This window comes from Burkholderia sp. IT-111MI5 (assembly GCF_949752865.1).
Taxonomy (GTDB): Bacteria; Pseudomonadota; Gammaproteobacteria; order Burkholderiales; family Burkholderiaceae; genus Burkholderia; species Burkholderia pyrrocinia_C.
This window is the reverse complement of the sequence record NZ_CATKIF010000011.1, coordinates 635,678-662,561: the sequence shown is the minus strand read 5'-3', so window position 1 is coordinate 662,561 and position 26,884 is coordinate 635,678. Positions and strand designations below refer to the sequence as shown.

Annotated in this window: 26 protein-coding genes; 14 read left to right on the top strand and 12 right to left on the bottom strand. The window is 67.3% G+C overall.

Going from position 1 to position 26,884, the window contains the following annotated elements:
- Positions 1–171: 171 nt before the first annotated feature.
- Positions 172–1,293: an alanine racemase gene (alr, locus tag ACM6JT_RS11140; RefSeq protein WP_414856481.1), complete on the bottom strand. Its 1,122-nt coding sequence runs from the start codon at positions 1,291–1,293 to the stop codon at positions 172–174.
- A 301-nt stretch (positions 1,294–1,594) separates the two neighbouring features.
- Between alr and ACM6JT_RS11135 the strand changes: the two genes are divergently transcribed.
- Positions 1,595–1,966 (top strand): MAPEG family protein, encoded by a 372-nt coding sequence (locus ACM6JT_RS11135; RefSeq protein WP_105392154.1) that lies wholly within the window; start codon positions 1,595–1,597, stop codon positions 1,964–1,966.
- 35 nt (positions 1,967–2,001) lie between these two features.
- On the opposite strand, the gene ACM6JT_RS11130 is transcribed toward ACM6JT_RS11135, so the two are convergent.
- Positions 2,002–2,949 (bottom strand): LysR family transcriptional regulator, encoded by a 948-nt coding sequence (locus tag ACM6JT_RS11130; protein ID WP_414856480.1) that lies wholly within the window; start codon positions 2,947–2,949, stop codon positions 2,002–2,004.
- 120 nt (positions 2,950–3,069) lie between these two features.
- Here ACM6JT_RS11130 and ACM6JT_RS11125 point away from each other — a divergent pair, with 120 nt between their 5' ends.
- Both ACM6JT_RS11125 and ACM6JT_RS11120 read left to right on the top strand, forming a co-directional pair.
- Entirely contained in the window at positions 3,070–6,609 is a 3,540-nt protein-coding gene (locus tag ACM6JT_RS11125; protein WP_414856479.1) for an ATP-binding cassette domain-containing protein, read from the top strand.
- Between the two features lie 72 nt (positions 6,610–6,681).
- Entirely contained in the window at positions 6,682–7,092 is a 411-nt protein-coding gene (locus ACM6JT_RS11120) for a hypothetical protein (protein WP_414856478.1), read from the top strand.
- 34 nt (positions 7,093–7,126) lie between these two features.
- On the opposite strand, the gene ACM6JT_RS11115 is transcribed toward ACM6JT_RS11120, so the two are convergent.
- Together ACM6JT_RS11115 and ACM6JT_RS11110 are read right to left on the bottom strand one after the other, a co-directional pair.
- Positions 7,127–7,438 (bottom strand): HigA family addiction module antitoxin, encoded by a 312-nt coding sequence (locus ACM6JT_RS11115; protein ID WP_065503714.1) that lies wholly within the window; start codon positions 7,436–7,438, stop codon positions 7,127–7,129.
- A gap of 49 nt (positions 7,439–7,487) precedes the next feature.
- The gene (locus tag ACM6JT_RS11110) at positions 7,488–7,766 is read right to left on the bottom strand and encodes a type II toxin-antitoxin system RelE/ParE family toxin (RefSeq protein ID WP_074803724.1); all 279 of its coding nucleotides are present in this window, start codon (positions 7,764–7,766) and stop codon (positions 7,488–7,490) included.
- Between the two features lie 584 nt (positions 7,767–8,350).
- On the opposite strand from ACM6JT_RS11110, the gene glnH reads away from it, so the two are divergent.
- The 7 genes from glnH to ACM6JT_RS11075 all read left to right on the top strand — a co-directional run bounded on the left by glnH (position 8,351) and on the right by ACM6JT_RS11075 (position 14,538).
- Positions 8,351–9,103 (top strand): glutamine ABC transporter substrate-binding protein GlnH, encoded by a 753-nt coding sequence (gene glnH, locus ACM6JT_RS11105; protein ID WP_034179831.1) that lies wholly within the window; start codon positions 8,351–8,353, stop codon positions 9,101–9,103.
- Between the two features lie 66 nt (positions 9,104–9,169).
- Positions 9,170–9,826, top strand: a complete 657-nt coding sequence (gene glnP, locus ACM6JT_RS11100; RefSeq protein ID WP_034179830.1) for a glutamine ABC transporter permease GlnP — start codon at positions 9,170–9,172, stop codon at positions 9,824–9,826.
- Positions 9,823–10,551: a glutamine ABC transporter ATP-binding protein GlnQ gene (gene glnQ / locus ACM6JT_RS11095; protein ID WP_414856477.1), complete on the top strand. Its 729-nt coding sequence runs from the start codon at positions 9,823–9,825 to the stop codon at positions 10,549–10,551. The genes glnP and glnQ overlap by 4 nt, the downstream gene beginning before the upstream one ends.
- Positions 10,552–10,571: 20 nt before the next feature.
- On the top strand, positions 10,572–11,621 hold the full coding sequence (locus ACM6JT_RS11090) for a C45 family autoproteolytic acyltransferase/hydolase (protein WP_243566353.1): 1,050 nt from the start codon (positions 10,572–10,574) through the stop codon (positions 11,619–11,621).
- Positions 11,622–11,636: 15 nt separating this feature from the next.
- Positions 11,637–12,971 (top strand): aspartate aminotransferase family protein, encoded by a 1,335-nt coding sequence (locus ACM6JT_RS11085; RefSeq protein ID WP_175748565.1) that lies wholly within the window; start codon positions 11,637–11,639, stop codon positions 12,969–12,971.
- Between the two features lie 36 nt (positions 12,972–13,007).
- Complete coding sequence (locus ACM6JT_RS11080; RefSeq protein ID WP_175748564.1) at positions 13,008–13,562, top strand: carboxymuconolactone decarboxylase family protein; 555 nt, start codon at positions 13,008–13,010, stop codon at positions 13,560–13,562.
- 163 nt (positions 13,563–13,725) lie between these two features.
- Positions 13,726–14,538 (top strand): extensin, encoded by an 813-nt coding sequence (locus tag ACM6JT_RS11075; RefSeq protein ID WP_243566354.1) that lies wholly within the window; start codon positions 13,726–13,728, stop codon positions 14,536–14,538.
- A gap of 97 nt (positions 14,539–14,635) precedes the next feature.
- On the opposite strand, the gene ahpF is transcribed toward ACM6JT_RS11075, so the two are convergent.
- Both ahpF and ahpC read right to left on the bottom strand, forming a co-directional pair.
- Entirely contained in the window at positions 14,636–16,234 is a 1,599-nt protein-coding gene (gene ahpF / locus ACM6JT_RS11070) for an alkyl hydroperoxide reductase subunit F (RefSeq protein WP_217590652.1), read from the bottom strand.
- A 119-nt stretch (positions 16,235–16,353) separates the two neighbouring features.
- Complete coding sequence (gene ahpC, locus ACM6JT_RS11065; protein WP_034179823.1) at positions 16,354–16,917, bottom strand: alkyl hydroperoxide reductase subunit C; 564 nt, start codon at positions 16,915–16,917, stop codon at positions 16,354–16,356.
- Positions 16,918–17,214: 297 nt separating this feature from the next.
- Here ahpC and ACM6JT_RS11060 point away from each other — a divergent pair, with 297 nt between their 5' ends.
- Positions 17,215–17,649, top strand: coding sequence for a GNAT family N-acetyltransferase (locus ACM6JT_RS11060; protein ID WP_131945773.1), 435 nt, complete (start codon positions 17,215–17,217; stop codon positions 17,647–17,649).
- A 30-nt stretch (positions 17,650–17,679) separates the two neighbouring features.
- Here ACM6JT_RS11060 and ACM6JT_RS11055 read toward each other — a convergent pair whose 3' ends face one another.
- From ACM6JT_RS11055 to ACM6JT_RS11045, 3 genes are all read right to left on the bottom strand, one after another.
- On the bottom strand, positions 17,680–18,045 hold the full coding sequence (locus tag ACM6JT_RS11055; protein WP_034179822.1) for a type II toxin-antitoxin system VapC family toxin: 366 nt from the start codon (positions 18,043–18,045) through the stop codon (positions 17,680–17,682).
- Positions 18,039–18,257, bottom strand: coding sequence for a ribbon-helix-helix protein, CopG family (locus ACM6JT_RS11050; protein WP_034179821.1), 219 nt, complete (start codon positions 18,255–18,257; stop codon positions 18,039–18,041). Before ACM6JT_RS11050 ends, ACM6JT_RS11055 begins: the two co-directional genes overlap by 7 nt.
- A gap of 126 nt (positions 18,258–18,383) precedes the next feature.
- Positions 18,384–19,280, bottom strand: a complete 897-nt coding sequence (locus ACM6JT_RS11045) for a LysR substrate-binding domain-containing protein (protein ID WP_217590653.1) — start codon at positions 19,278–19,280, stop codon at positions 18,384–18,386.
- 177 nt (positions 19,281–19,457) lie between these two features.
- Here ACM6JT_RS11045 and ACM6JT_RS11040 point away from each other — a divergent pair, with 177 nt between their 5' ends.
- The 3 genes from ACM6JT_RS11040 to ACM6JT_RS11030 are packed head-to-tail and all read left to right on the top strand — an operon-like array spanning position 19,458 to position 22,411.
- Positions 19,458–20,624, top strand: coding sequence for a branched-chain amino acid ABC transporter substrate-binding protein (locus ACM6JT_RS11040; protein WP_034179819.1), 1,167 nt, complete (start codon positions 19,458–19,460; stop codon positions 20,622–20,624).
- Between the two features lie 19 nt (positions 20,625–20,643).
- Entirely contained in the window at positions 20,644–21,168 is a 525-nt protein-coding gene (locus ACM6JT_RS11035; RefSeq protein WP_175748561.1) for an L-2-amino-thiazoline-4-carboxylic acid hydrolase, read from the top strand.
- A complete protein-coding gene (locus tag ACM6JT_RS11030; protein ID WP_414856476.1) occupies positions 21,161–22,411 on the top strand; it encodes a Zn-dependent hydrolase in 1,251 nt (416 codons plus the stop codon). Before ACM6JT_RS11035 ends, ACM6JT_RS11030 begins: the two co-directional genes overlap by 8 nt.
- A gap of 156 nt (positions 22,412–22,567) precedes the next feature.
- On the opposite strand, the gene ACM6JT_RS11025 is transcribed toward ACM6JT_RS11030, so the two are convergent.
- From ACM6JT_RS11025 to glmS, 3 genes are all read right to left on the bottom strand, one after another.
- Positions 22,568–23,422, bottom strand: a complete 855-nt coding sequence (locus ACM6JT_RS11025) for a c-type cytochrome (RefSeq protein ID WP_034179816.1) — start codon at positions 23,420–23,422, stop codon at positions 22,568–22,570.
- Between the two features lie 281 nt (positions 23,423–23,703).
- Positions 23,704–24,960: a hypothetical protein gene (locus ACM6JT_RS11020; RefSeq protein ID WP_414856475.1), complete on the bottom strand. Its 1,257-nt coding sequence runs from the start codon at positions 24,958–24,960 to the stop codon at positions 23,704–23,706.
- On the bottom strand, positions 24,957–26,780 hold the full coding sequence (glmS, locus tag ACM6JT_RS11015; RefSeq protein ID WP_217590657.1) for a glutamine--fructose-6-phosphate transaminase (isomerizing): 1,824 nt from the start codon (positions 26,778–26,780) through the stop codon (positions 24,957–24,959). The genes ACM6JT_RS11020 and glmS overlap by 4 nt, the downstream gene beginning before the upstream one ends.
- Positions 26,781–26,884 lie beyond the last annotated feature (104 nt).

Genomic DNA, 26,884 nt, shown 5'->3' with positions numbered 1-26,884 from the left:
TACACCGCCGGATAGGCAGGTCGAGCGGAGCGGAACGGAACGGCTGTAACACACGCGTATTCTCCGGCTCGGGTTTCCCGTCCGCCGGAACGCAAACGGGCCGCCCGAGGCGGCCCGCAAGTGAAGCGGCATGCGTGGCGGCGCGGTAGTGCGCCGCAGCATCGACCGCGGTCAGCGCCCGTAGCTCCCGGTCCGCAGTGCCGGCCGCGCGGTCGATGCGCCGGGCGGCACGATCACGACCGGCACGCGGCGCGCGAGCGCGCACATCAACTCATAGCCGATCGTGCCGCTGGCTTCCGCGACGTCGTCCACCTTCACCTGGTCGCCCCACAGCTCGACGCTCGACCCGATGCCCGCGTTCGGGCACGGTGTCAGGTCGACGGTCAGCATGTCCATCGACACGCGGCCGACGACGCGCGTCATCACGCCGTCCACCGCGATCGGCGTGCCGGTCGGCGCGTGGCGCGGATAGCCGTCCGCGTAGCCGCACGCGACGACGCCGATCCGCGTCGGCCGGTCGGCCGTGAAGCGGCGGCCGTAACCGACGGTTTCGTCCGGCGACAGCGTCTGCACGCCGATGATCTTGCTCGTCAGCGTCATCGCGGCCATCAGCGGCGTGTCGGCGATATGCCGCGCCGCACCGGTCGGCGACGCGCCGTACAGGATCGTGCCGGGCCGCACCCAGTCGCGGTGCGCGCGCGGATGCCACAGCACGGCCGCCGAATTCGACACCGAGCGCTCGCCCGGAATCCCGGCCGTGGTCGCATCGAACTGATCGAGCTGCCAGTCGACCTCGCCTTCGTCGGCGTTCGCGAAATGCATCATCAGCGTGATCCTGCCGATCGACGGTGCGCTCGCCGCGCGCTCCCACGCAGCGCGGAACGCGGCGGGCCGGTAGCCGAGCCGGTTCATCCCGGAATTCATCTTGAGCTGGATGTCGATCGGTTGCTGCGGCTTCGCCGCGATCAGCAGGTCGAGCTGCTCGTCGCAGTGCACGGCCACCGTCAGCCGGTGGCGATCGGCCAGCTCGACGTCGGCCGGCTCGAAGATCCCTTCGAGCAGCAGCACGGGCTTGTCCCAGCCGAGTTCGCGTACGCGCACGGCTTCGTCGAGATCGAGCAGACCGATGCCGTCGGCGGCCGCGAGGCCCGGGTAGATCCGCTCGATGCCGTGGCCGTATGCGTTGGCCTTGATTACGGCCCACACGCGCGATTGCGCGGCGGTGCGGCGGATGAAGTCGAGGTTGTGACGGATGGCGTCGGGGCGGATATGGGCGACGATGGGACGGGGCATGGTGATGGCTCGGGTCGGATGTCGTTCGGCGCGCGGCGGCGCGCCCGGATCGGCAGGCTGGCGCGGTTATGCGCCAAGCCAGTGTTGAGCGCTATCTTATTGGTGTTCGACCAGTTTTAATTAACGTATTTGTCGACGATTTGGTGGAAATTTGGGTGGCGGACCACGCCGGCCGCAGCCGTCGGCGGCCCGTGCAGCCGAGTCTCCCGTCTAGAAAACCGGTGCGCGAACCGCGCGTCGCGATGCTAAGCTCTCGGCGATCTTGTCATTGAGTAATGTAATCATAAAGGAGGAGACTTTGATGACGACGTCCCAGCTGTGCCTGTTCATCGTGGCGCTGTTGCCGTTCCCGCTGACGTTCCTGGCCAAGGCGCGCAAGGGCTACGACAACCGTACGCCGCGCGACTACCTGGCGAAACTCGAAGGCTGGCGCGCGCGGGCGCAGGCCGCGCACCAGAACGCGTGGGAAGCGCTTGCGCTGTTCACGGCCGCGCTGGTGGTCGCGTGGCACAACGGCGCGAACGCGCATCACGTCGACCAGCTCGCGATGGGTTTCGTCGCGATCCGCGTTGTTTATACGCTGATGTACCTGCTGAACTGGGCGTCGCTGCGTTCGCTCGTGTGGTTCGGCGGGATGGCGTGCGTCGTCGCGCTGTTCTTTGCCACGCCGTGAGCGGCCGGTGAACAGGCCCTAGCGTGCCGGCGCTGTTATGCGCCGCCCGCGCCCCGCGCGTGACTGTCGTTGGATGCGGGCACAACGATCTTGGCGACGAACGGCGGCGCGTCCGCTTCGCGGCGCAGGAACGCGATCAGCGGATCGAGCAGCCTGTGCCGCGTCGACGGATGGCGGCGCAGCACGAAGCGCCACGACGCATCGCGCTGGAGGCCCGGCACCAGCGGCACCAGACGCCCGCTGCGCAGTTCGGGCTCGATGAGCGGCACGCGGCCGAGCGCGATGCCCGCACCGCCCACCGCCGCGCCGATCACCTGGCTGAAACTGCTGTAGCGAACGATCTTCGTTTCGAAATCGTCCGGCAAGCCGAACTCCGATGCCCAGTTGCGCCAGTCGATCTCGGGGCTGTTTTCGTGCATCTCCTGCAGCAGCCGCGAACGGCACACGTACCCCGATGCGTACGGATAGAGCTCGGGGCTGCATACCGGAAACACGGTCTCCCGCATCAGCACGTCGTCGTCGGCCCGCAGCCGGTGCGCGGGCACGTGCACGATAGCCAGATCGATGCCGCTGCGCGCGAAATCCGGTTCATCTTCGAGCACGACGGCATGCAGCGGCGTTTCGGGATGAAGCGACGAGAATTCCGCGAGACGGCGTGCGAGCCACATCGACGAAAACGGCGCATTGGCGGAAACGGTGAGCCGTTGCGCGGTGCCGCGAATCTCGGCACAGGCGTCGGTCAGGCGCGACAGCGCGTCACTGACGGCCGGCAGCAGGCGTGCGCCGGCCGGCGTGAGGCCGATGCCGCCGAGCCCCGTGCTGCGTTCGAGCAGCCGTGCACCGAGCGATTCCTCGAGCGCGCGGATCTGGTGGCTGACCGCGCTGGTCGATACGTTCAGCTCGGCCGCCGCGCGCGCGAACCCGCCGAGGCGGACAGCCGCCTCGAAAGCACGCAGTGCGCTGAGGGGAGGAAGGTGCGACATGCGGGGTATTGTAGTTGACTCAACACCCGTTGAAAAATCATCTTTTGCCGCGCGCGGGCCGCGCGGGTAGCCTCGATCCGGTCAAGAAAAACCGCACCAAAACACCGACTGGAGGGCTTCATGTATTTCGACCGACGACTATGGGCAATGATGGCGGGATTGCGCGGGCGGGTGGCCGCGGCGGTCGCGCTCGGGCTGCTCGCGATGGGTGTCGGCATCCTCCGTTTCGTGTTTCTCGGCCGCGTGCTGGCGCTGGTCTTTTCCGGCGCGCCGGTGCGCAGCATCGTCGAAGCCGTCGTTGCAACGGCGGCCTGCGTGCTGCTGCGCGCGTGGCTCGATCATCGCCGCACGGTGCTCGCGCAGCACACGGCCGGGCGCGTACAAGCCACGCTGCGCGCGCGGCTGTTCGACCGGATCGCCGCGCTCGGCCCCGCATGGTTCAGCGGCGAACGCACGGGCGGCGTGATGCTGGCCGTCGTCGACGGCGTCGAGCAACTGCAGACTTTCTTCGGCGTCTACCTGCCGCAGCTCGTGATCGCCGCGTGCGCACCGGTGATGATCTTCGCGGTGCTCGCGTGGTGGGACGTGCCGACGGCCGCGATCCTGCTGGTCGCGGCGCTCGTCACGCTCGCGCTGCCGCAGCTCGTGCATCGCGCCGACCGGCGCGCGGCGCTCGCACGCTCGGCCGCCTTCAAGGCGTTCGGCGAGGAGTTTCTCGATGCGGTGCAGGGCCTGCCGACATTGAAGGCGTTCGGGCAGAGCACCGCGTTCGGCGCGAAGCTGGCCGCGAAGGCGCGCGCGCTGTCGGACAGCACGTTCTGGGTGCTCGCGCTCGGCCTGCTGACGCGGCTTTTCACCGATCTCGGCACCGGCCTCGGCGCGGCCGCGGCGATCGTGGTCGGCGCGTGGCGCGTGCGGCACGGCGACATGAGCCTCGAGGCGCTGCTGATCGTGCTGATGGCTGGCAGCGAAATCTTCCGGCCGCTGCGCGACCTGCGCGCGGTGCTGCATCAGGGAATGATCGGCCAGTCGGCGGCGAATGCGATCCACGCGCTGTTCGACGCGGGCAGCCACGCGCCGGCCGCCCACGCGCCGCGCGTGACGGGCTTGCGGCCGGAGATCGCGTTCGACCGCGTCAGCTTCGCGTATCCGGGGCGCCGTGCGGACGCGCATGCGGCGCTGAGCTTCTCGGTTCGTGAAGGCGAAACGGTGGCGATCGTCGGCCCGAGCGGTGCGGGCAAGTCGACCATCGTGCGCCTGCTGTTGCGCCAGCACGATGCGCAGGGCGGCGCGATCCGCATCGGCGGCCATGACGTGCGCACGCTCGGCGCCGACCAGGTGCGCGAGATGATCGCGGTCGTCGCGCAGGATGCGACGCTGTTCGACGGCAGCGTCGCCGACAACCTGCGGCTCGGCCGCCCCGACGCGAGCGACGCGGACATGATCGCGGCCGCGCGCGCCGCCAACGCGCACGATTTCATCTCGGCGCTGCCCGACGGTTACGCGACGCGCATCGGCGAACGCGGGCTGATGCTGTCGGGCGGCCAGCGCCAGCGCATCGCGATTGCCCGCGCACTGCTGCGCGATGCACCGATCCTGCTGCTCGACGAGGCGCTGTCGTCGGTCGACGCGGAGAACGAAGCGCTGATCCAGCAGGCGCTCGACCGGCTCACGCGCGGGCGGACGACGCTCGTGCTCGCGCACCGGCTGTCCAGCGTGATCGGCGCCGACCGCATCCTGGTGCTCGACCAGGGGCAGGTGGTCGACGAAGGGACGCACGCGGCGCTGATCGCGCGCGACGGCCCGTATCGCCGGCTGATGGGGCCGCAACTGGAGGCAGTCGCCGAAACGGTCGGCGCGGCGGCGACGGCCGGCGCCACCGCTCGTGCGTCGTCGGGCCCGCAGGTCAGGCCGCTGAACGACGACGCGGCGACGATCGGCTGGCCGGAAACGTTGCGGACGCTGCTGCGCTTCGTGCGTCCATGGAAGGGCAAGGTCGCGCTGACCGTGCTGTTCGGGATCGGCCGCGTGCTCGCGTTCATCGGCGTCGGCGTGATCGGCGCGCTGGTGGTCGGCGCCGTGTCGGCCGGGCACGCGGGCACCGCGCTCGTCGTGGCGCTGCTCGCGATCGCGCCGGTGGCGGCCGTGCTGCACTGGCTCGAATCGTGGCTCGCACACGACATGGCATACCGGCTGCTCGCGGAAATGCGCATCGCGCTGTTCGCGACGCTCGAACGCCTCGCGCCGGCTGGGCTGCTGCGCCGCCGCTCCGGCGATCTCGTCGCGCTCGCGACGCAGGACGTGGAGACCGTCGAGTATTTCTATGCGCACACGCTGGCACCCGCGTTCGTCGCGGTGCTCGTGCCGGCCGGCGTGCTGGTGCTGCTCGCGTCGGTCGCGTGGCCGCTCGCGCTCGTGCTGCTGCCGTTCTTGCTGTGGGCCGGGCTGGCACCCGTGCTGGCTCGCCGCGACGTCGATCGGCTCGGCACCGGCGCGCGCGAAGCGCTCGGCCAGCTTGGCGCGCACCTGACCGAAACGATCCAGGGGCTCGCGGAGCTGACCGCATTCCAGGCGATCGCGCGCCGGCGCGAAGCGTTCGCGGCCGAGGTCGATGCGTACCGGAAGCAGCGCGCGAAGCTGCTCGACGACCTGTCGACGCAAAGCGCCGCGCTGGAAATCGCGAGCGGGCTCGGCGGGCTGGCCGTCGCGGCGCTCGGTGCGCTGCTGTGCGCGCGCGGCTGGTTTCCGCGCGAGTCGTTGCCGCTGCTGGTGCTGGTCGCGGTGGCCGCGTTCATGCCGGTTGCCGAAATCGGCCAGGTCGCGCGCCAGCTCGCCGACACGATCGCGTCGACGCGACGATTGCGCGCGCTCGAGAAGGAGCCCGTGACGGTAACGGACGGCACGCAGCCGATGCCCGGCAACCCGGCGGTGCGCTTCGAGGAAACGCGCTTCACGTATCCGGGCCGCGGCGTGCCCGCGATCGACCGAGTGAGTTTCGAGGTGCCGCCCGGCAGCACGGTCGCGCTGGTCGGCGCGTCGGGCGCCGGCAAGTCGACGGTCGCGAGCCTGCTGCTGCGCTTCTGGGATCCGCAGCATGGTCGCGTGACGCTCGGCGGCGTCGACCTGCGCGACCTGCGGCTCGACGACCTGCGGCAGCACATTGCGCTGGTTGCGCAGGATACCTATCTGTTCAACGATACGCTCGAAGCGAACATCCGGCTCGCCGCGAGCGACGCTTCAGACGCGGACGTGCAGCGTGCGATCGATCATGCGGCGCTCGGCGATTTCGTCGCGCGGCTGCCGGACGGGCTCGCGACGCGCGTCGGCGAGCGCGGCGTGCAGCTGTCGGGCGGGCAGCGCCAGCGCGTTGCGATCGCGCGTGCGTTCCTGAAGGATGCGCCGGTGCTGATCCTCGACGAGGCGACGTCCCACCTGGACACGATCAGCGAGCAGCAGATTCGCGCGGCGCTGGACGACCTGATGACTCAGCGGACGTCGATCATCATTGCGCACCGGTTGTCGACCGTGCGCAATGCCGACACGATCCTCGTGATCGAGCAGGGCCGCGTCATCGAGGCCGGGCGTCATGCGGAACTGATGGCGCGGCAGGGGGCGTATGCGCGGCTCGTGTCGCATCAGGCGAGCGGGGTGGCGGCGTGAGCGACGCGCCGTCGCTCGGCGCTGCCGCGCGCATCCCGCAACCTGCGTTGAGCCGCGCCGGCGGTTGCCGGCTTGGCGCGCACGGTCGTCCTGACAAGGCGCCTGGTTGAATCGCCGGCCGTCCGCGCGAACCGATGTGCGGGCGGCGGCGATGGCGCGGTCGTCATCCTGCCACACGCGTTGCACTGGACGGCCGTCGTGGCGGCCGCACCCGCCGCCGCGACCTTCCCTTCAGACTTCTGCCTCAGGGCCGCCCCCGCACGACTCTTCCGAACGTCGTATGAAACCGGGGAACGTGTCGATCTCAAGTTCACGTCTTTGCCGTGCGATAACGAGCTGTTCCAGGTATTCAGCGACTTCAGGATCGAACTGACCGCACGCGGTTACTACGTCGCGCCGATCGATAAGGGCGCCATCTACGTGCGACCGGAAGACGTGGACGACGAGTCATTAGCAAAAAAGCCCGCGCAAGGCGGGCTTTAACTGAACAGGGATCCGGACCAAAGCCGGTTTCTCGTTAAGCACGCACTGCCTCTGAAGGGGCAGGCTTAACCTTCGTCGGCGCATGCTTTCGTGCCTGCCACAGGTCATAGTCCAATTGCATGCCGAGCCAGAAATCAGCTCGGCCGCCGCGCTCCGCACCAAGCCACTGCTCGAGGCGTAGCGCCATATCGGGCGAGATACTCGCCCTTTCGTTGAGAACACGGGACAACTGGACGCGCGAAACGCCCAGTTGTTCTGCCGCTTGAGTCACCGTCAGGTTCAGTGCCGGAAGCACATCTTCCCGAAGGATTGCCGCGGGATGCGGCGGGTCAAACATGATGGACATAGCCGTTGTAATGAACGCTGTACTGTAGAACCGTAGTAGAGGCGGCCTGTCAGTGAGGATCGAGATAATCGACGAGGACTGCATCCTCCCCATCGAACTCGAACGTCAACCTCCAATTTCCGTTCACGTCGACCGACCATACACCGTCGCCGGTTCCCTTCCAAGGGTGCAACCGCCACCCCGGTTGGTTCATGTCGTTCGGGCTTTTCGCCCGGTTCAACGCAGACAGTAGCCGCTTAAGTTTGCTCATGTGCGCCGCTTGAATGCCCGCTGTGGAGCCAGATTCAAAGAAGCGCTGAATGCCTTTATGGCGAAAGCTCTTGATCATAGAAATTACGCATGGTGGAAGCCCCTTTTTTGCGGTGAATCAAAGCGTCTCGCACAAGACGCAAGGCAAGTATAGCCTGTAACGTTACGCGTTACAAGTGTTGTGAATGCGATCAACCTCGACGGATTTGCTCCCCATCAATCCGCCGAGTTTTGCGGGGCGGCGCCCGCGCATCCGTTCATCCATTACCGTCGTACAACGCCTCTAGGGCGGCCCTGCCGCTGGAGCCCGAACACGGCCCCGCCTCATTCCCGCGCCCGATCGTGCGCTGTTGGCAACTCTGAGGGGTGGGCTTCGGAAAGCCCAAGGGGGCGGCTGCCCCAGGGGAGCTGCGCGGCATGCCCCCCGGCCCGTGCATTTCGCCCGCCATCCGCCGCTTTCCTCCGATCTATCCGGCCCGCGCGGCCCGGGTTTGTCTCGATGAAATTCCCCGTTGCGTACTTTTTTGTTGTCGTAGTATCGCCGTTGACAACACATGTTGCACCAATGTCTAATTCGACATCGCATGTTGCGGTGCTGCTTGATGTCGTCGTTCCCGCCGGCCGGCTGGCCGGCAACATCGCCCAATCATGCGGAGAGAAACCATGAGTCGCCGTTCCTTCCTGAAAGCCGTCGCGGCCGTTGCCGCGCTCGGCGCAAGCCTCGCGCACGCGGATACCAAGACGCTCGTCGTCGGGACCGATACGTCGTTCATGCCGTTCGAGTTCAAGCAGGGCGACAAGTACGTCGGCTTCGATCTCGACCTGTGGGCGGAGATCGCGAAGGACCAGGGCTGGAAATACACGATCCAGCCGATGGATTTCGCGGGCCTGATCCCGGCGCTGCAGACGCAGAACATCGACGTCGCGCTGTCGGGGATGACGATCAAGGAGGAGCGCAAGAAAGCGATCGACTTCTCCGCGCCGTACTACGACAGCGGCCTCGCGGCGATGGTGCAGACCGGCAACACGACGATCAAGTCGATCGACGACCTGAACGGCAAGGTGATCGCCGCGAAGACGGGCACCGCGACGATCGACTGGATCAAGGCGCACCTGAAGCCGAAGGAAATCCGCCAGTTCCCGAACATCGACCAGGCCTACCTCGCGCTTGAAGCGGGCCGTGTCGACGCGGCGATGCACGACACGCCGAACGTGCTGTTCTTCGTGAACAACGAAGGCAAGGGCAAGGTGCAGGTCGCGGGCCAGCCGGTCAGCGGCGACAAATACGGGATGGGTTTCCCGAAAGGCAGCCCGCTCGTGCCGAAGGTCAACGCGTCGCTCGTGAAGATCAAGGCCGATGGTCGTTACGCGCAGATCTACAAGAAGTGGTTCGGCGCCGAGCCGCCGAAGATGTGAGCGTGACGCCGCAACAGCGCGCGGCCGTGCGGCCGCGCCGGTCTTGAATCGAACGGGGAGCGACAAGTGAATTTCGATTGGTCGGCGATCTGGGCGGCGTTGCCGGACCTGATGGACGGGGTCCGGTTGACGGTGTTCATCGCATTTTTCGGGCTGGTGGGTGGTTTCATCGTCGGGATGATCGCGGGCATGTTCCGCGCATACGGACCGAAGGCGATGAACGTGCTCGCACAGGTCTACATTGAATTGATTCGCGGCACGCCGATCGTCGTGCAGGTGATGTTCCTGTATTTCGCGCTGCCGTTGCTCGCGCACATCCGCATCGACGGCCTGACGGCCGCGATCATCGCGATCACGGTGAATTCCGGTGCGTATCTCGCCGAAGTGGTGCGCGGCGCGCTGCTGTCGATCCCGAAGGGGCTGACGGAAGCGGGGCTCGCGATGGGCTTGTCGATGCCGCGCGTGCTGCTGAAGGTGGTCGGGCCGCTGGCGTTCCGGCGGCTGATTCCGCCGCTCGGCAACCAGTGCATCGTGAGCCTGAAGGACACGTCGCTGTTCATCGTGATCGGCGTCGGCGAACTGACGCGCAAGGGCCAGGAAATCATCGCGGGCAACTTCCAGGCGGTCGAGATCTGGAGCGCGGTGGCTGTCATCTACCTGCTGCTGACCGGCGCGATGACGCTGACGCTGCGGCTCGTCGAAAAGCGGATGAGGATCCTATGAGCATGATCGAATTCCAGAACGTGTCGAAGAGCTTCGGCCACGTACCGGTGCTGAAGCACATCGACCTGAAGATCGACGCGGGCGAAGTGGTTGTCGTGATCGGTCCGTCGGGGTCGGGCAAATCGACGATGCTGCGCTGTATCAACGCGCTCGAGAAAATCACCGGCGGCGAACTGCTCGTCGACGGCCAGAGCGTGCGCGGCAACGCGACGACGATCCGCAACATCCGGCTCGAAGCCGGCATGGTGTTCCAGCAGTTCAACCTGTTTCCGCAAATGACCGCGCTCGAGAACGTGATGTTCGGGCCGACCCAGGTGCGCGGCGCATCGCGCGCCGAAGCACGCGACCAGGCGATGGCGCTGCTCGACAAGGTCGACCTCGAATCGCGCGCGAATCATTACCCGTCGGAGCTGTCGGGCGGCCAGCAGCAGCGCGTCGCGATCGCGCGCGCGCTCGCGATCCGGCCGCGGCTGATGCTGTTCGACGAGCCGACGTCGGCGCTCGATCCGGAATTGCGCCACGAAGTGCTGAAAGTGATGCAGGATCTTGCTACCGAAGGGATGACGATGATCGTCGTCACGCACGAGATCGGCTTCGCGAAGCGGGTCGGCACGCGCCTGCTGTTCATGGATCAGGGCGGCATCGCCGAGGACGGCCATCCGGTCGACCTGATCGACCGGCCGCCGACGCCGCGCCTGAAGGAGTTCCTGAAACACGTGTCCTGACCGAAACCGAAACATTCGACATGCCGCTTTCCCTTACCCCCGTCATCGCCGGCGCGCCGTTCGACATCGGCGTGCGCCTCGGCGAGCTCGCTCGTCCCGTGTTCGATGCGTACATGCAGCAGAGCAGCGCGTGGCAGGCCGTGCGCCGCTGGCGCGGCCATCCGTTCGTCGATGCGCTGCGGCAGGCCGCGCTGGCCGCGTACCCCGATCTCGTCGCGGAACTGGACGGGATCGCGGCGGGCATCGGCTGGCCGGCCGAGGACATCTTCCTGTGGAACTGCCGCGGTGAGCTGATCCACAACGCGCCGGACGGTTGCACGACGCTCGCCGCGCGCGGCGCGGACGGCACCCGCTGGATCGCGCACAATGAGGACGGCGACCCGTTCCTGCGCGAGCGCTGCCTGCTCGTCGACGTGCAGCCGGCAGGCAAGCCGGGCTTCATCAGTTTCTACTACCCCGGTTCGCTGCCGGGCCATACGTTTGCCGTGAACCGCGCGGGCATCGCGCAGGCGATCAACAATCTGCGGATTCGCACGCCGGCACCAGGCGTGCCGCGGATGATCCTCGCACGCGCCGTGCTCGACGCGACGTCGCTCGACGCGGCGGCCGACGTACTGCGCTTGCATGCACGCGCGAGCGGCTTTCATCACACGCTCGGCGCGACCGGCGATGCGCGGCTGCTGAGCATCGAAGCGAGCGCCGCGCGCTGTTCGGTGATCGATGTCGCGCGGCTCGCGGGTCATGCGAACCATCTCGTGCATCCCGGTTGCGAAGCGGAAGCACAGATCGTCACGCAATCGTCGGCCGACCGCCAGCGGCGCGTCGATGCGCTGACGCCCGGTATCGACGCGATCGACGAAGCCGCGCTGCTGCGCGTGCTCGGCGATCGCGCGCCGGAAGGGCTGCCGATCTACCGCGACGACCCGGCCGACCCCGACGACGAGAACACGCTCGCGACCGCGGTGTTCGCGATCGGCGCGGCGGCGATCGATTTCACCATTCACCAGCACGGCACGCAGCGCTTCGCGACGCGCATCGTGCCGTCCGGGCGCGCGCACGGCGCGTCCTGATCCATGAGGCAACGCATGACGACCGTTTTCCATCGCGCTCCGCGCGCGACCTTGCCCGTTGCCGTCGCAGGCGACGGCATCGAGATCATCGATTCGACCGGCAAACGCTATATCGACGCATGCGGCGGCGCAGCCGTCTCGTGTCTCGGCCACAGCAACCAGCGCGTGATCGACGCGATCAAGCGGCAGGTGCAGCAACTGCCGTACGCGCATACGTCGTTCTTCACGACCGACGTGGCCGAGGAACTGGCCGACCGGCTCGTCGACGGCGCGCCGGCCGGCCTCGAACACGTGTATTTCGTATCGGGCGGCTCCGAGGCGATCGAGGCCGCGCTGAAGCTCGCGCGGCAGTATTTCGTCGAGAAGGGCGAGCCGCAGCGCCGCCATTTCATCGCGCGGCGCCAGAGCTATCACGGCAACACGCTCGGCGCGCTCGCGATCGGCGGCAACGCGTGGCGGCGCGAGCCGTTCCTGCCGCTGCTGATCGAAGCGCATCACGTGAGCCCGTGTTATGCGTATCGCGACCAGCAGGCGGGAGAAAGCGACGAAGCGTATGCGCAGCGCCTGGCGGACGAGCTCGAGCAGAAGATCGTCGAACTCGGCGCGGAAAACGTCGCGGCGTTCGTTGCGGAAACGGTGGTGGGCGCAACGGCCGGCGCGGTGCCGCCGGTGCGCACGTACCTGAAGAAGATTCGTGCGGTGTGCGACAAGTACGGTGTACTGCTGATTCTCGACGAGATCATGTCGGGGATGGGGCGCACGGGCTACCTGTACGCGTGCGATGAAGACGGCGTCGCACCCGATCTGCTGACGATCGCGAAAGGGCTCGGCGCGGGCTACCAGCCGATCGGCGCGACGCTCGTCAGCGACCGCATCTACCGGACGATCGTCGACGGGTCGGGCTTCTTCCAGCACGGTCACACGTACCTCGGCCACGCGACCGCATGCGCGGCCGCGCTCGAAGTGCAGCGCGTGATCGCCGAAGAAAAACTGCTCGACAACGTGAAGGCGCGCGGCGAGCAGTTGCGCGCGTCGCTGCGCGAGCACTACGGTGCGCACCCGCATGTCGGCGACGTGCGCGGCCGCGGGCTGTTCGTCGGCGTCGAGCTCGTGCGCGATCGCGACAGCAAGGCGACGTTCGATCCCGCGCTGAAGCTGCACGCGGCGGTCAAGCGCGAAGCGATGCAGCGCGGCTTGATGGTGTATCCGATGGGCGGGACGATCGACGGCGTCCACGGCGATCACATCCTGATCGCGCCGCCGTTCATCTGCACCGCGCAGCAGATCGATACGATCGTCGAGCGGCTGTCGGGCGCGATCGACGCGGCGCTTGCCGCGGCCGGCGCGTGACGGCATCGATGCACTGAACTTCACCGGATCATCACCATGACAGACAGACTGCCACCGTTCGATCCCGCGTCGGCCTCCGATGCACAGAAAGCCGTGCTGGCCGATATTCTCAGCGGCCCGCGCGGCAACCTGAACGGGCCGTTTCTCGGCTGGATCGCAAGCCCCGAGCTGGCCCAGCACGCGCAGAAGCTCGGTGCGTTCTGCCGCTATCGCACGGGCCTGCCGCTGCGGCTGTCGGAGCTCGCGATTCTCGTGACGGCCGCGCGCTGGCGCTCGCAGGCCGAGTGGCACATCCACCATCCGATCGCGCTCGACGCGGGTGTACCGGCCGCGACCGCAGACGCGATCCGGCGCGGCGTCGAACCTGCATTCGAGTCGGACGACGATGCGCTGATCCATGCGTTCGCGAGCGAGCTGTACGACACGCGGCGCGTCAGCGACGCGACGTTCGCGCGCGCGGAAGCGCGTTTCGGCCACGAAACCGTCGTGAATCTCGTTGCGCTGCTCGGCTATTACGCGCTTGTCGCGATGACGCTGAACACGTTCGGCATGCGCGCGGACGGGCAAACCGATTTGCCGTTTCCGGAGTGATCGACGTGCAAGCGGCCGTGTATTGATCGTGCCGGAACGGCGGCCGCGATACGTCTGACGATCGCGCCGCCGGCATCAATGCAACCAAATGTATTCATGCGGGATCAACGGCCGATGGCCGCGTATCATGGCTTGTTCACGTCGATATGATCGGTGAGCAAGCATGACGAGTACCCGCAAGACCTTGATGATCGCCGGAGGGCTCCTGGTAGCCGCAGCCGGCACTGCATACGTGATGCTCCTGCGCGCGGACCACCGTGCGATCGAAGACGCCGGCATCGGCGATTCGTCCGCGCCGGTTGCTGCGGCGCCCGCGAACAACGATCACGCGGTGCAGGGCGCCATCGCGCCGCCGGCACCGGCTGCCGCGACGGCAGCCCATGCCGATACGGCACCGAAACAGGCGGCTGTCCCGCCGCCTCCCGCCGCAACGGTGACCGCACCGGCGCCTGCACCGGCAGCACCCGCGCGCGTCAGCGCCGCACCTGCATCTGTCCCCGCCGTTCCGGTTGTCAGCGAGAAAGCGCAGCCGGTGACGAAACCGAGCGCGCCGCCGCCGAAGGTCAACGTCGTGACGGTCGATGCGCAGGATTCGACCCCGCCGGCCGCACAGCAGGCGCAACCGGTTCAGCCGGCTGCCCCGGCGCAGGTCACGCAGCGCGCGCCGCGCAAGCGCGACGGCCTCGAACGCCACGCGGCCGCGGCACCTGCCGCAACAAAATCCGCAACGAAATCCGAAACGCCGGAGACGGCCGAGCTCGTCAGGGAGTCGGCGAAGCTCGATCCGTCATTGCCGCCGCCGCCGATGTCGTCGATGTCGACGTCGTCGAGTTCCGGTTCGTATCGGCAGGGCGGTTCGTCGTCGGGCGCGAATCCGGTTGCCGCCGCGATGACCGAGCAACTGGTCAGGCAGTCGAGCAGTTTGAAGTCGACGACGCCAGTGCCGGCGAACGGCGATTCAACCTCGACCAAGTAACCACGCGCTCGGCTTCCGAATAAAAAGGACCCCGCATGCCGACCAAGGCATGCGGGGCCAAGAGAGACAAACCGTTGCGACGATGCGCTGACGCGCGTTAAGCAGCGACCGCTTCTTCGGCCAGCGGCTGAGCGGCTGCCGCCGGCGTCACGTCCTGCCGGATCAGGTGGTCGAACGCGCCGAGCGATGCCTTCGCGCCTTCGCCGACCGCGATCACGATCTGCTTGAACGGCACCGTCGTCACGTCGCCGGCCGCGAACACGCCCGGCACCGACGTCGCGCCGCGCGCATCGACGACGATCTCGCCGTGCTTCGACAGTTCGACCGTGCCTTTCAGCCATTCGGTGTTCGGCACGAGGCCGATCTGCACGAACACGCCTTCGAGATCGATGCGCTGCGTTTCGCCCGAGCGCAGATCCTTGTAGACGAGCCCGTTCAGCTTGCTGCCGTCGCCGGTCAGCTCGGTCGTCTGCGCCTGCGTGACGATCGTCACGTTCGGCAGGCTGCGCAGCTTGCGCTGCAGCACTTCGTCCGCGCGCAGTTGCGCGCCGTATTCGATCAGCGTGACTTCCTTCACGATGCCGGCGAGGTCGATCGCGGCCTCGACGCCCGAGTTGCCGCCGCCGACCACCGCGACGCGCTTGCCCTTGAACAGCGGGCCGTCGCAGTGCGGGCAGTACGCAACACCGCGATTGCGGTATTCGCGCTCGCCCGGCACGTTGATTTCGCGCCAGCGCGCGCCGGTGGCGAGAACGATCGTCTTCGCCTTCAGCACCGCGCCGTTCGCGAGGCGGATCTGGTGCACGTCGCCCGGGATCAGCGCGTCGGCGCGCTGCACGTCCATGATGTCGACGTCGTATTGCTTCACGTGCTGCTCGAGCGCGGTCGCGAACTTGGGCCCTTCGGTTTCCTGCACCGACACGAAGTTCTCGATCGCCATCGTGTCGAGCACCTGGCCGCCGAAACGCTCGGCGACGACGCCCGTCGCGATGCCCTTGCGCGCCGAGTAGATGGCCGCGGCCGCGCCTGCCGGGCCGCCGCCGACGATCAGCGTATCGAACACCGGCTTGTTTTCGAGCGACTTCGCGGCACGCTCGCTCGCACCCGTATCGAGCTTCGCGAGGATTTCCTTCACGCTGCTGCGGCCCTGGCCGAACGATGCGCCGTTCAGGAACATCGTCGGCACGGCCATGATCTGGCGCGACTCGACTTCATTCTGGAACAGCGCGCCGTCGATCGCGACGTGGCGGATGCGCGGGTTGATCAGCGACATCACGTTCAGCGCCTGCACGACTTCCGGGCAGTTCTGGCACGACAGCGAGAAATACGTCTCGAACGCGTAGTCGCCGTCGAGCGCGCGGATCTGTTCGATCACGTCGTCGTCGAGCTTGATCGGGTGGCCGCCGGTCTGCAGCAGCGCGAGCACGAGCGACGTGAATTCATGGCCCATCGGAATGCCGGCGAAGCGGATGCCGGCCGGCTTGCCGGGCTCGCCGATCGAGAACGACGGCTTGCGCTCGGCGTCGTCGCGGCGTTCGGCTACGGTCACGCGATCCGTCAGCGACGCAATCTCGTTCAGCAGCGCCAGCAGTTCCTGCGATTTCGCGCTGTCGTCGAGCGAGGCGACGAGTTCGATCGGGCGCGTGATTTTTTCGAGGTACGCTTTCAGTTGGTTCTTGAGATTGGCGTCGAGCATGGCGTTTCGGATTCCGTATTAATGATTATGGTCGGGCACGTCGTGCCGGAGGAGGGCGCGGGCCGCGCGATGCGGCGGCCCGCCGTCGCGCGCCTCGTGCGAGGCGCGCGACGCGATCGTCAGATCTTGCCGATCAGGTCGAGCGACGGGGTCAGCGTTTCCGCACCCGGCGTCCACTTGGCCGGGCACACTTCACCCGGGTGAGCCGCGATGTATTGCGCAGCCTGCACCTTGCGCAGCAGCTCGCCTGCGTCGCGGCCGATGCCGTTGTCGTGGATTTCGCACAGCTTGATCTCGCCTTCCGGGTTGATCACGAACGTGCCGCGCAGCGCCATCCCTTCTTCCTCGATCAGCACGTCGAAGTTGCGCGACAGCGTGAGCGTCGGGTCGCCGATCATCGGGTACTTGATCTTGCCGATCGTGTCCGATGTGTCGTGCCATGCCTTGTGCGTGAAGTGCGTGTCGGTCGACACGCCGTAGATTTCGACACCCAGCTTCTGGAATTCCGCGTAGCGGTCGGCGAGGTCGCCCAGCTCGGTCGGGCAGACGAACGTGAAGTCGGCCGGGTAGAACACGACGACGGACCACTTGCCCTTGAAGTTCTCTTCGGAGACGGGCACGAACTCGCCGTTGTGGTATGCGGTTGCCTTGAACGGCTTGATTTGGGTGTTGATGATCGGCATGTGGTGGTTTCCTTTGCGTCAGTGGTGAGTGGAGTGTTGCCAGTATCCGGGTTCACCCTGACATTGTGAAATTGCTTGTTTCAATCCGGGGCATCGGGAATTTCTATCTGCTTCCGGCCCTTGATTGGGTGGGGTGGGCGGGGAGGTGCTCTTGACGCTTGGGCGGGCGGGGTGGGGGCGGAGCTCCGAGCAAGGCGCCCGGCGCCTGAGTGGCTTCGGGCGCAATACAATCTGAAGCATGCCGCGTGAGGGCCTTTATCTGCGGGCAGCCGATTCACCTGAACAGCGCGGGATCCCATGAAAAGAAGCCTGATCGTTCTGGACGAAATACAGCCGTCGTTTCCCGATCTGATCGGAGACGGGCTGGCCGGATTCAACGCGGTGTCGAAAGGGCCGTCGAACTACAGGGATTTGGCCATCTCGGTCGGCGACACGGACGACTGCGCCGGAGGATTGATCGGCTACACCGCGTGGGGATGGCTGTTCGTCCAGTGGCTGTGGGTCGCGGAGCACGCGCGCGGCCAGGGATACGCGTCCGGCCTGCTCGTGCGCGCGGAACAGGTCGCGGCGGAACGAGGGTGCGCAGCCGCGTGGATCGACACCTTCAATCCCGATGCGAAGCGGCTCTATGAGCGATTCGGCTACGTCGTGTTCGGCGAGTTAGCCGATTTTCCGGCGGGGCACACGCGATACTTTTTGCAGAAGCGGTTCGGCTTGTCTACGTCGAGTTGACGCATTTGCATTGCCGCCGCGCTTATCGGCTCAGATCTGATACGGCATTCGAACACCGGGTTCGGTGGGAGGGAAGTCTTTCGTGTTGCGCGACACGAGCAGCAGCCCGTTCACTTGCGCCGATGCCCAGACGATCGCGTCGGGCAGGCGTATGCGGCGTTCCTTGCGAATGATCACGGCACGATTCGCCACCGTGCTGTCGAGCGCGATGACATCGAATGACGAGAGCCATGCGCGAGTCGGCGCTTCGTTACGTGCGGACGTGCCGACCAGAACCTCCATCCACGAGATCGTGCTGATCGCACGATAGTCATAGCGGCCTAGCTCCGCGCGGGCGGATTCCACGCCACCCAGATAGTCGATCAGGATGTTGGTGTCGAAGAGAGCTTTTACCATTCCGAGCGCATTTCCTCCTGATACGCGAGCCCGTCGACCGTGCGATCTTTCCAGAGGCCGAATACGTCGTCGGCGAGCGGGCGCTTGTGCAGGGCAATGTAGGCATCAATCGCGTCGCGGATGATCGCGGCGCGGGGACGACGTTCAGTCTCGACGATGACGGCCAACTCGTCGAGCTGGCCATCCGACAGATCAACCAGAATTCGGCTCATGACAGCCTCCGATATATGATATGCATATCATATATACCAGATCGAGGGTATGCAAGACCCGGACTGGGTGCGGCGGGAGGCGCCTTCGCATAAACCGTTGTCCGGCAAGCGACAGGGCGCCTTCGCTCAAATCCCCGCCATCTTCCTCAACCACTCCGCCAGCCGCCGTGCCCCGTCCGGCATGTCCGCGTCCTCGCGCGTGCACAGGTAGTAGTCGCGCCCGTCGTCGAGCGGGTGATCGAACAGCTTTACGAGTTCGCCGTTCGCCAGTTCGCGCTCGACCAGCGGCGCGCGCAGCAGCGCGGCGCCGAGATCCGCGCGCGCCGCGCTCAACGTGAGCTGACCATCTTCGAACATCGGCCCCACCGCATGCGACACATGCCGCACGCCGGCGCCCTGCAGCCAGTTGACCCACGTGCTGCGATCCTCGTCGTGCACGAGCGGCGCGCGTGCGAGATCGGCCGGCGTGCGGAACGGCCCGTGGCGCTTCAGGAACGACGGGCTGCACATCGGCACCATCGCGCCCGGCAGCAGCCGCTCGCAGCGATAGCCGGGCCAGTCGCCGGTGCCGAAGCGGATCGACAGGTCCGACGCATCGCTTCGGTAATTGCGGTGATGCGCGTACAGCACGGTCACGTCGACGTCCGTGTTGTCGGCCAGGAACGAATGCAACCGCGGAATGAACCAGCCGATGCCGAGCAGCGGAATCAGGCTGACGGTGATCTGCCGCAGCGACGAGCGGTCGCGCACGAAGCGCGTCGCGCTGCGCAGCACCGAGAACGCGGCGCTGATCGAGCGGTAGTAGTCGCGCCCTTCGTCGGTGAGCGCGAGCAGCCGGCCCTCGCGCACCGTCAGCGGCGTCTGGATGAATGCTTCGAGCAGTTGCAGTTGATGGCTGACCGCCGACGGCGTGATGTCGAGTTCGCCCGCCGCCGCGGTGACCGACCCGAGACGCGCAAACGCTTCGAACGCACGCACCGCGCGCAACGGCGGATCGTGCGGCAATTGTTCGATATTTTTCATGTGTCGAATTTTATCGAAAAGTCAGGGTAAGCGACAACAATAAAATATCGTGTATTTACAGTGTGTTGGGTTAATGTGTCGAGAACGGCATAAGCATCCAACAATTGGGTATTTGGGGTTTGGGTGCTGAATATTTAATATTTTTCATGTTTTGATTCGAGTCACCGATCCCCGCACATGAAAATCGCCTTCCTTCACGCCAGCCTCGTTTTCTCGGCGGCCGCCCTGGTCGCTTCCGTTCCCGCGTTCGCGCAGTCCGCGCCGCAGACGGTCCTGATCGGTCTCGCCGCGCCACTCACCGGCCCGTCCGCACGTATCGGCAAGGACCTGCAGAACGGCGCGCAACTCGCGATCGACGACGCGAACGCCAAGCATCCGACCATCGGCGGCAAGCCGGTCGTCTACAAGCTCGTCGCGGCCGACGACCAGTCCGATCCGCGCACGGCCGTCGCGGTCGCGCAGCAGCTGGTCGACCAGCACGTGATCGGCGTCGTCGGTCACTGGAACACCGGCTGCAGCGTGCCGGCGTCGCGCGTCTACCGCGATGCGGGCATTCCGCAGATCGCGCCGGCGTCCACCGGCCATCAATACACGCAGCAGGGCTACGCAACGGCGTTCCGCATCATGGGTCACGACGATGCGGGCGGCAACTTCACCGGCGCGTATGCGGTGAAGACGCTGAAGGCGAAGCGCATCGCGGTGATCGACGATCGCACGTCGTTCGGCGCGGGGCTGGCCGACCAGTTCATCAAGGGCGTGCAGGCGAACGGCGGCGCGATCGTCGATCGCCAGTACGTGAACGACAAGACGACCGACTTCAGCGGCGTGCTGACCGCGATCAAGGGCAAGCGCGCGGATCTCGTGTTCTTCGGCGGCCTCGATGCGCAGGCCGCGCCGATCGCGCGCCGGATGCGCCAGCTCGGCGTGAACGCGCCGCTGCTCGGCGCGGGCGGCTTCGTGAGCCAGACCTTCCTGTCGCTCGCGGGCAAGGACGGCGACGGCGTGACCGCGCTCGAACCGGGCCTGCCGCTCGACCGGATGCCGGGCGGCAACGCGTTCGACACGCAGTACCAGGCGCGCTTCCGCGCACCGATCGAACTGCACGCGCCGTTCGCGTACGACGCGGCGGCCACGCTGATCGCAGCCGCGCAGAAGGCCGGCACGACGCAGCCGGCGAAGCTGGTCGCGGCGGTCCGCGCGATCGACCGGCCCGGCGTGACGGGCCGGATCGCGTTCGACGGCGAAGGCAACCTGAAGGACCCGGCCTTCACGATTTACCAGGTGCGCGGCGGCAAGTGGAGCGTCGTCGACGTGCTCGGCGGCACGCGCACCACGACCAAATAAAACGACACGGACGATCCCCATGACCGAACCGACCCCGACATCCGCCGCCGCACCCGAGGACACGCGCCTCGGAATCCTCGCGCGGCGCCGCATCGAAGCGGAAATCATCAAGCCGATCTACGAGATCATGAAGCGCGAGTTCGGCGCCGAGCGCGCGCAGGCCGTGATCGCGGAAGCCGTGCGCGGCGCGGCCGTCGACGCGGGCCGCACGTTCGCCGCGCAGGAGCCTGGCGGCACGAACGTGAAGTCGTTCATCGCGCTGCAAGTGCTGTGGGAGAAGGACGACGCGCTCGACGTCGAGGTGCGGCGCGCGGACGACGCGCACTACGACTACGACGTGCATCGCTGCAGCTACGCGGAGATGTATCACGCGATGGGGCTCGGCGAAATCGGCCACCTGCTGAGCTGCGCGCGCGACAGCTATTTCATCCAGGGCTATGCGCCGAACATCGCGCTGACGCGCACGAGCACGATCATGCAGGGCGGCAAGCGCTGCGATTTCCGCTACGCACTGCAATCCGCGCCGGAGAACGGCGATGCGTGACGACAACGTGAATGCGCCGCGCGTCGACGGCGATCGCCTGTGGGCGTCGCTCGAGCAGATGGCGCAGATCGGCGCGACGCCGAAGGGCGGCGTCTGCCGTCTCGCGCTGACCGATCTCGATCGCGAGTCGCGCGACCTGTTCGTGCAGTGGGCGCGCGACGCCGGCTGCACGGTGCGGGTGGACCGGATGGGCAACGTGTTCGCGCGCCGCGCGGGCCGCAATCCCGATGCCGCGCCGGTGCTGACGGGCTCGCATGCCGATTCGCAGCCGACGGGCGGCCGCTACGACGGCATCTACGGCGTGCTCGGCGGGCTCGAGGTCGTGCGCGCGCTGAACGACGCGGGCATCGAAACCGAGCGCCCGATCGACGTCGTGATCTGGACCAACGAGGAAGGTTCGCGCTTCGCGCCGGCGATGATCTCGGCCGGCGTGTTCGCGGGCGTCTATACGCTCGACTACGGGCTGTCGCGCACCGACAGCGCGGGCAGGACGATCGGCGAGGAACTGGAGCGGATCGGCTACGCGGGCACCGAGCCCGTCGGCGGTTATCCGGTGCACGCGGCGTACGAACTGCATATCGAACAGGGCGCGATTCTCGAACGGGCAGGCAATACGATCGGCGTCGTGACGGCCGGGCAGGGGCAGCGCTGGTACGAGGTGACGCTCACCGGTGTCGATGCGCACGCGGGCACGACGCCGATGGAATTCCGTCGCGATGCGCTGGTGGGCGCCGCGCGGATGATCTCGTTCGTCGACGCGCTCGGCGGCCGTTACGCGCCGTATGCGCGCGCGACGGTCGGGATGATCGAAGCGCGGCCGAATTCGCGCAACACGGTGCCGGGCGGCTGTTTCTTCACGGTCGAGTTTCGCCATCCCGACGATGCGGTGCTCGACGAACTGGACGCGGCGCTGCGCGCGGAACTCGCCCGCGTGGCGGACGAGAACGGCCTCGGCGCGCAGATCGAGCAGATCTTCAAGTACCCGCCGATACCGTTCGCGCCGCGCTGCATCGACGCGGTGCGTGACGCGGCCCGGGCGCTCGGGCTGTCGCACATGGATATCGTGTCCGGTGCGGGGCATGACGCGTGCTACGTCGCGCGCGTCGCGCCGACCGGGATGATCTTCGTGCCGTGCGTCGACGGGCTGAGCCACAACGAGGCCGAAGCGATTACGCCCGAATGGGCGGCGGCGGGTGCCGACGTGTTGTTGCGCGCGGTGTTGCAGAGCGCGCAGGAAGCCTGAGTGTGACAAAGGCGGCCCGGCGGGCGGGTGTTCGCCGGCAGTTCGCACGCGTTCGGATCGCCGTTCAGCAGGGCCATTGCCCTGAGCGGGTGCGTCTGCGCGGCCTCGATCGATGCGATGGCGAACGGCGTGTCGCCTGACGTCATCAACGCCTTTTTATTGTCCGGCCGTGCGTTCCTTGCCCGCCTTGCGCCGCGCCATATACGCGAGATACGCGACGATCTGGTCGAGCTCCCGATCGCTCAACTGATCGGGCGGAAACGCCGGCATGCTCCGGCCCGGCCAGTCGCGCACCGACGCCGGGTTGCGGATGTAGCGGCGCAGCGCGGCGGGCTGGAAGTAGTCGACCGGATTCATCGGTGCGTTCAGGTCGGGGCCGGCATGGCTGCTGCCCGCGCCGTCGACGCGGTGGCACGCGAGGCATTGCGTGACGAACAGGTGCTGGCCCGCGCGGGCCGGATCGCTTGCGGGCAACGCGGGATCGACGGCGAGCGACGGCCAGCGCGCGACCGGCGACGATTCGATCGTGACGCGCACGATCTGGTAGGGCCACTGCTCGCCGCGCACCGACGACGCGTCCGGCCCGAGCCACACGAGATAGAACGGCCCCGCGCTGACCTGCTTGCCGGGCAGCTTCGGCCACGGATGGGCCGAATCCTCGATCGCGAGCCATGCGACGGCGCCGGCCGGCGCGCGGCGGCGCACCAGATCGAGCGGCAGTTGCGCGGCGAAGCCGTCGGCCGCGCGCGTTTCGAGCACGCCGTCGGCCGGCAGCGGCGTGTCGCCGAGCAGCGCGGCGAACGGCACGGCGCGGAACGTCATCGGCCGGCCGTATGCGATGTCGCGCGGCACGTGGATCTCCGTCGCATCGGGGCGCGCGAGCAGCATCTGCCGCGTCAGGGTGCGGGCCGTGCCGTCGGTGTCGAGTTCTAGCGTGGACTGGGCCGACGCGCGTTGTCCGATCAGGCAAACCGTCAGCAGCACAAGCGAAAACCACTGGCGCTTCAGCATTCGTTCTCCGGGAAGGGGCGTTCCGGCGGCGGCAGGACATGGAAGCCGCGGCCGATGGAAGGAATCGGGCGACAGTCTATCCGGTACGCGCGGCGCTGGCGACTTCGGTGCGGGAAAGGTTGGGTGGCTACGATCGGGCAGGCACGCGACAGCGTGTCCGGCTACCGGGCCGCCAAATTGGTATGGCGTTGCCGTAGCGCGGTTCGGGCAGGAAGAAAACGAAGGCAGGGTGGCGCACGCGGACCGCCCGCGTTCACGAGATTGCCGTTACCGGACCGCCATCAATGATTCGCACACGGCACGTCGTTCTTCGACAACGGCGCGTCCCGCTGCGGTTCGAAATCGGCTTCGCGCGCGCCCGCCGGCGTCAGCGAAACGAAATGCATCGCCGCGCCTTGCGCCGGGAACCCGGCAATGCCCGTCGTGCCCCACGGAATCGGCGAGCGCTGCGCGCCGCTCACCGAAATGTCCGCCGGCGCAAGTGCCAGCGTCAGCAGCCGCCCGTCGCGGGTCGGCACATATGCATGCGTGCCGGAGACACCGATGCCGGATTCGCGCACCGACGCCGGCAGGCAGTCGAGCGTCGCCGTGCGGCGGCCGTTCGGGTCGATCAGCATCGCGACGCCGCGATCGTCCGCCGTCGTCGCGACGACGATGAAGCGGTCGATCGCCGGCACGTAGGCCGACGAATACACGTAGTACCGGATCGCGCCGTTCAGCGGCCCGAGCTTGTCGAGCTTCGCCGTGACCGGATCGAACATTGCGTATTCGAGCGTCGCGTCCGTGCTGCCTTCGATGAATTTCTGCCAGACGAGCAGCGCGTTGCGCGGCGAACCGGCGATCACGGGCCACCATTCGCGGCGGTGCGGCGCGACCGCGACATGGTTCAGCTCGCGCCCGGCCGCATCGTAGGTTTTCAGGTAGACGCCGTTGCCGGTGCCGAGGTTGTCGACGCCGCCGCCGTCGATCCAGTCGGCGGAATAGAACACGACGAAGCGTTCGCCCGCCGTCGCGACATGCCCCGAGTGGCCGCCCGGCTCGACGTCGTTCGGGTAGGGCTTGATCGGCTTCAGGTCGCGGCGGTAGACGCCGTAGCGCTGGCTGACTTCCTGCGGCGCGTTCCAGCCGTCCTCGAACGTGACGAAGATGTCGCCGCGCGCGTTCTGCGCGATCGACACGGGCTCCTGCGCCTCGGGGCGGCTGATGAACGGTCGAATGCGCAGCAGGTGCGGCTTGCCGGGCAGCCACTCGCCGACGTACACGTCGTGCGGCCAGTTGCCGTTGCGCATCGCGCCGCGCGGCACGATGCCCGAACTGCTGAAGAACACCCAGCGTTTGCCGTTGCCCGCATCGGCCACGCCGATGCCGTGCATGAAGCGCCGCGAGTCGCCGGTGTCTTGCGGCGCTGCCGGGCCCTGCACGGTGACCGTATGCACGACGGGTGCGGCGGCCAGCGCCGACGGCGGCGCCGCGACGACGCAGTACGTGCCGCACAGCGCAGCCGCGACGCGGCGAGCCGCGCGCGTTCGCCCCGTCATTCGACGGTCACCGATTTCGCGAGGTTGCGCGGCTTGTCGACGTCGGCGCCGCGCGCGCAGCCGACGTGATACGCGAGCAACTGCAGCGGGATCACGTTGACGATCGGCGACAGCAGGTCGCCCGAATCGCGCACGCGGATCAGGTGTGTATCGCGATCGGCGTCGATCGCGAGCTGGTTGCCGGCGAGCACGTAGAGCCGCCCGCCGCGCGCGCGCACCTCGGCCATGTTGGACTTCAGCTTCTGGAACAGGCGGTCGTCCGGCGCGATCGTGACGACCGGCATCGCGCTCGTGACGAGCGCGAGCGGGCCATGCTTCAGTTCGCCGGCCGGATAGCCTTCCGCGTGGATGTACGACACCTCCTTGAGCTTCAGCGCGCCTTCCATTGCGATCGGAAAATGAATGCCGCGCCCGAGGAACAGCGCGTTCTCGGTGCGCGCGAACTTCGCGGCCCAGCCCATGATCTGCGTTTCCAGCGCGAGTGCGTGGCTGATGCGGTCGGGCAGCGCGTGCAACTGCTTCAGGTGCATCGCGACCTGCGCGGCGTCGAGCCGGCCGCGCAATTGCGCGAGCGTCAGCGTCAGCACGAACAGCGCGACGAGCTGCGTCGTGAACGCCTTGGTCGATGCGACGCCGAGCTCGATGCCGGCCCGCGTCAGGAACCGCAGCGGCGCGTTGCGCGCGATCGTGCTGGTTGCCACGTTGCAGATCGCCATCGACAGATCCTGGCCCATCTCTCGCGCGCGCTCGATCGCGCCGATCGTGTCGGCCGTCTCGCCCGACTGCGAAATGCCGACCACGAGCGTGCGCGGATCGGCCACGGTGTCGCGGTAGCGGAATTCGCTGGCGATCTCGACCTGCGCGGGCACGCCCGCAATGCTTTCGAGCCAGTACTTCGCGGTCAGGCCCGCGTAGTAGCTGGTGCCGCAGCCGAGCAGCAGCACGCTCCGAACGCGCGACAGCAGCGCGCGCGTGCTTTCGCTCTCGTCGAACAGCGCCGGCGAGATCGTGTCGATGCCGTCGAGCGTGCTGGCGATCGCCTTCGGCTGCTCGAAGATCTCCTTCTGCATGAAGTGCTGGTACGGGCCGAGCGCGGCGTCGCCGTCGCGCGCCTTCACGTGGCACAGCGGGCGCTGTGCTTCGTGGCCGCCCGAGTCGACCACGGCGATGCGTTCCGGCGTGATCAGCGCGACGTCGCCGTCTTCCAGGTAGACGAAGCGGTCGGTCAGGTCGCCGAGCGCCGCGCAGTCCGACGCGAGGTAGTTCTGTTCGGCGCCGATGCCTATCACGAGCGGCGAGCCGGCGCGCGCGGCGACGAGGCGCTGCGGCTCGCGCGCGCTCAGCACCGCGATCGCGTACGCGCCGTGCAGCCGCTTGACGGCGCGCATGACCGCATCGAACAGGTCGTCGCGATAGAGGCTGTGGATCAGGTGTGCGATCACCTCGGTGTCGGTTTCGCCGCGAAACGCGTAGCCGCGCTGCCGCAACTCGGCGCGCAGCGCGTCGTGGTTCTCGATGATGCCGTTGTGCACGACCGCGATCGTGTCGCCCGACATGATCGGATGCGCGTTCATTTCCGACGGTGCGCCGTGCGTCGCCCAGCGCGTATGCGCGATGCAGGTCTGCGCTTCGAGACCGAGCGTCAGCACGCGATCCTGCAGGTCCGTCACGCGCCGCAGCGTGCGTTCGCTGAGCAGGCGTCCGTTGCCTTGCACGGCGATGCCGCACGAATCGTAGCCGCGATACTCGAGCCGGCTCAGCGCATTGACCAGTTGCGGCACCTGATTGCCGATGCCGCTTGCTCCGACGATTCCGCACATGATTCACCTCGTCCACAAGAAGTTGCCGGCCTGCCGGCGATGCACGGCAGCGCGGCGTCAGGAGCGGCGCCGCGCTGCACGGATGCCGTCCCGTGCGCGGCGGC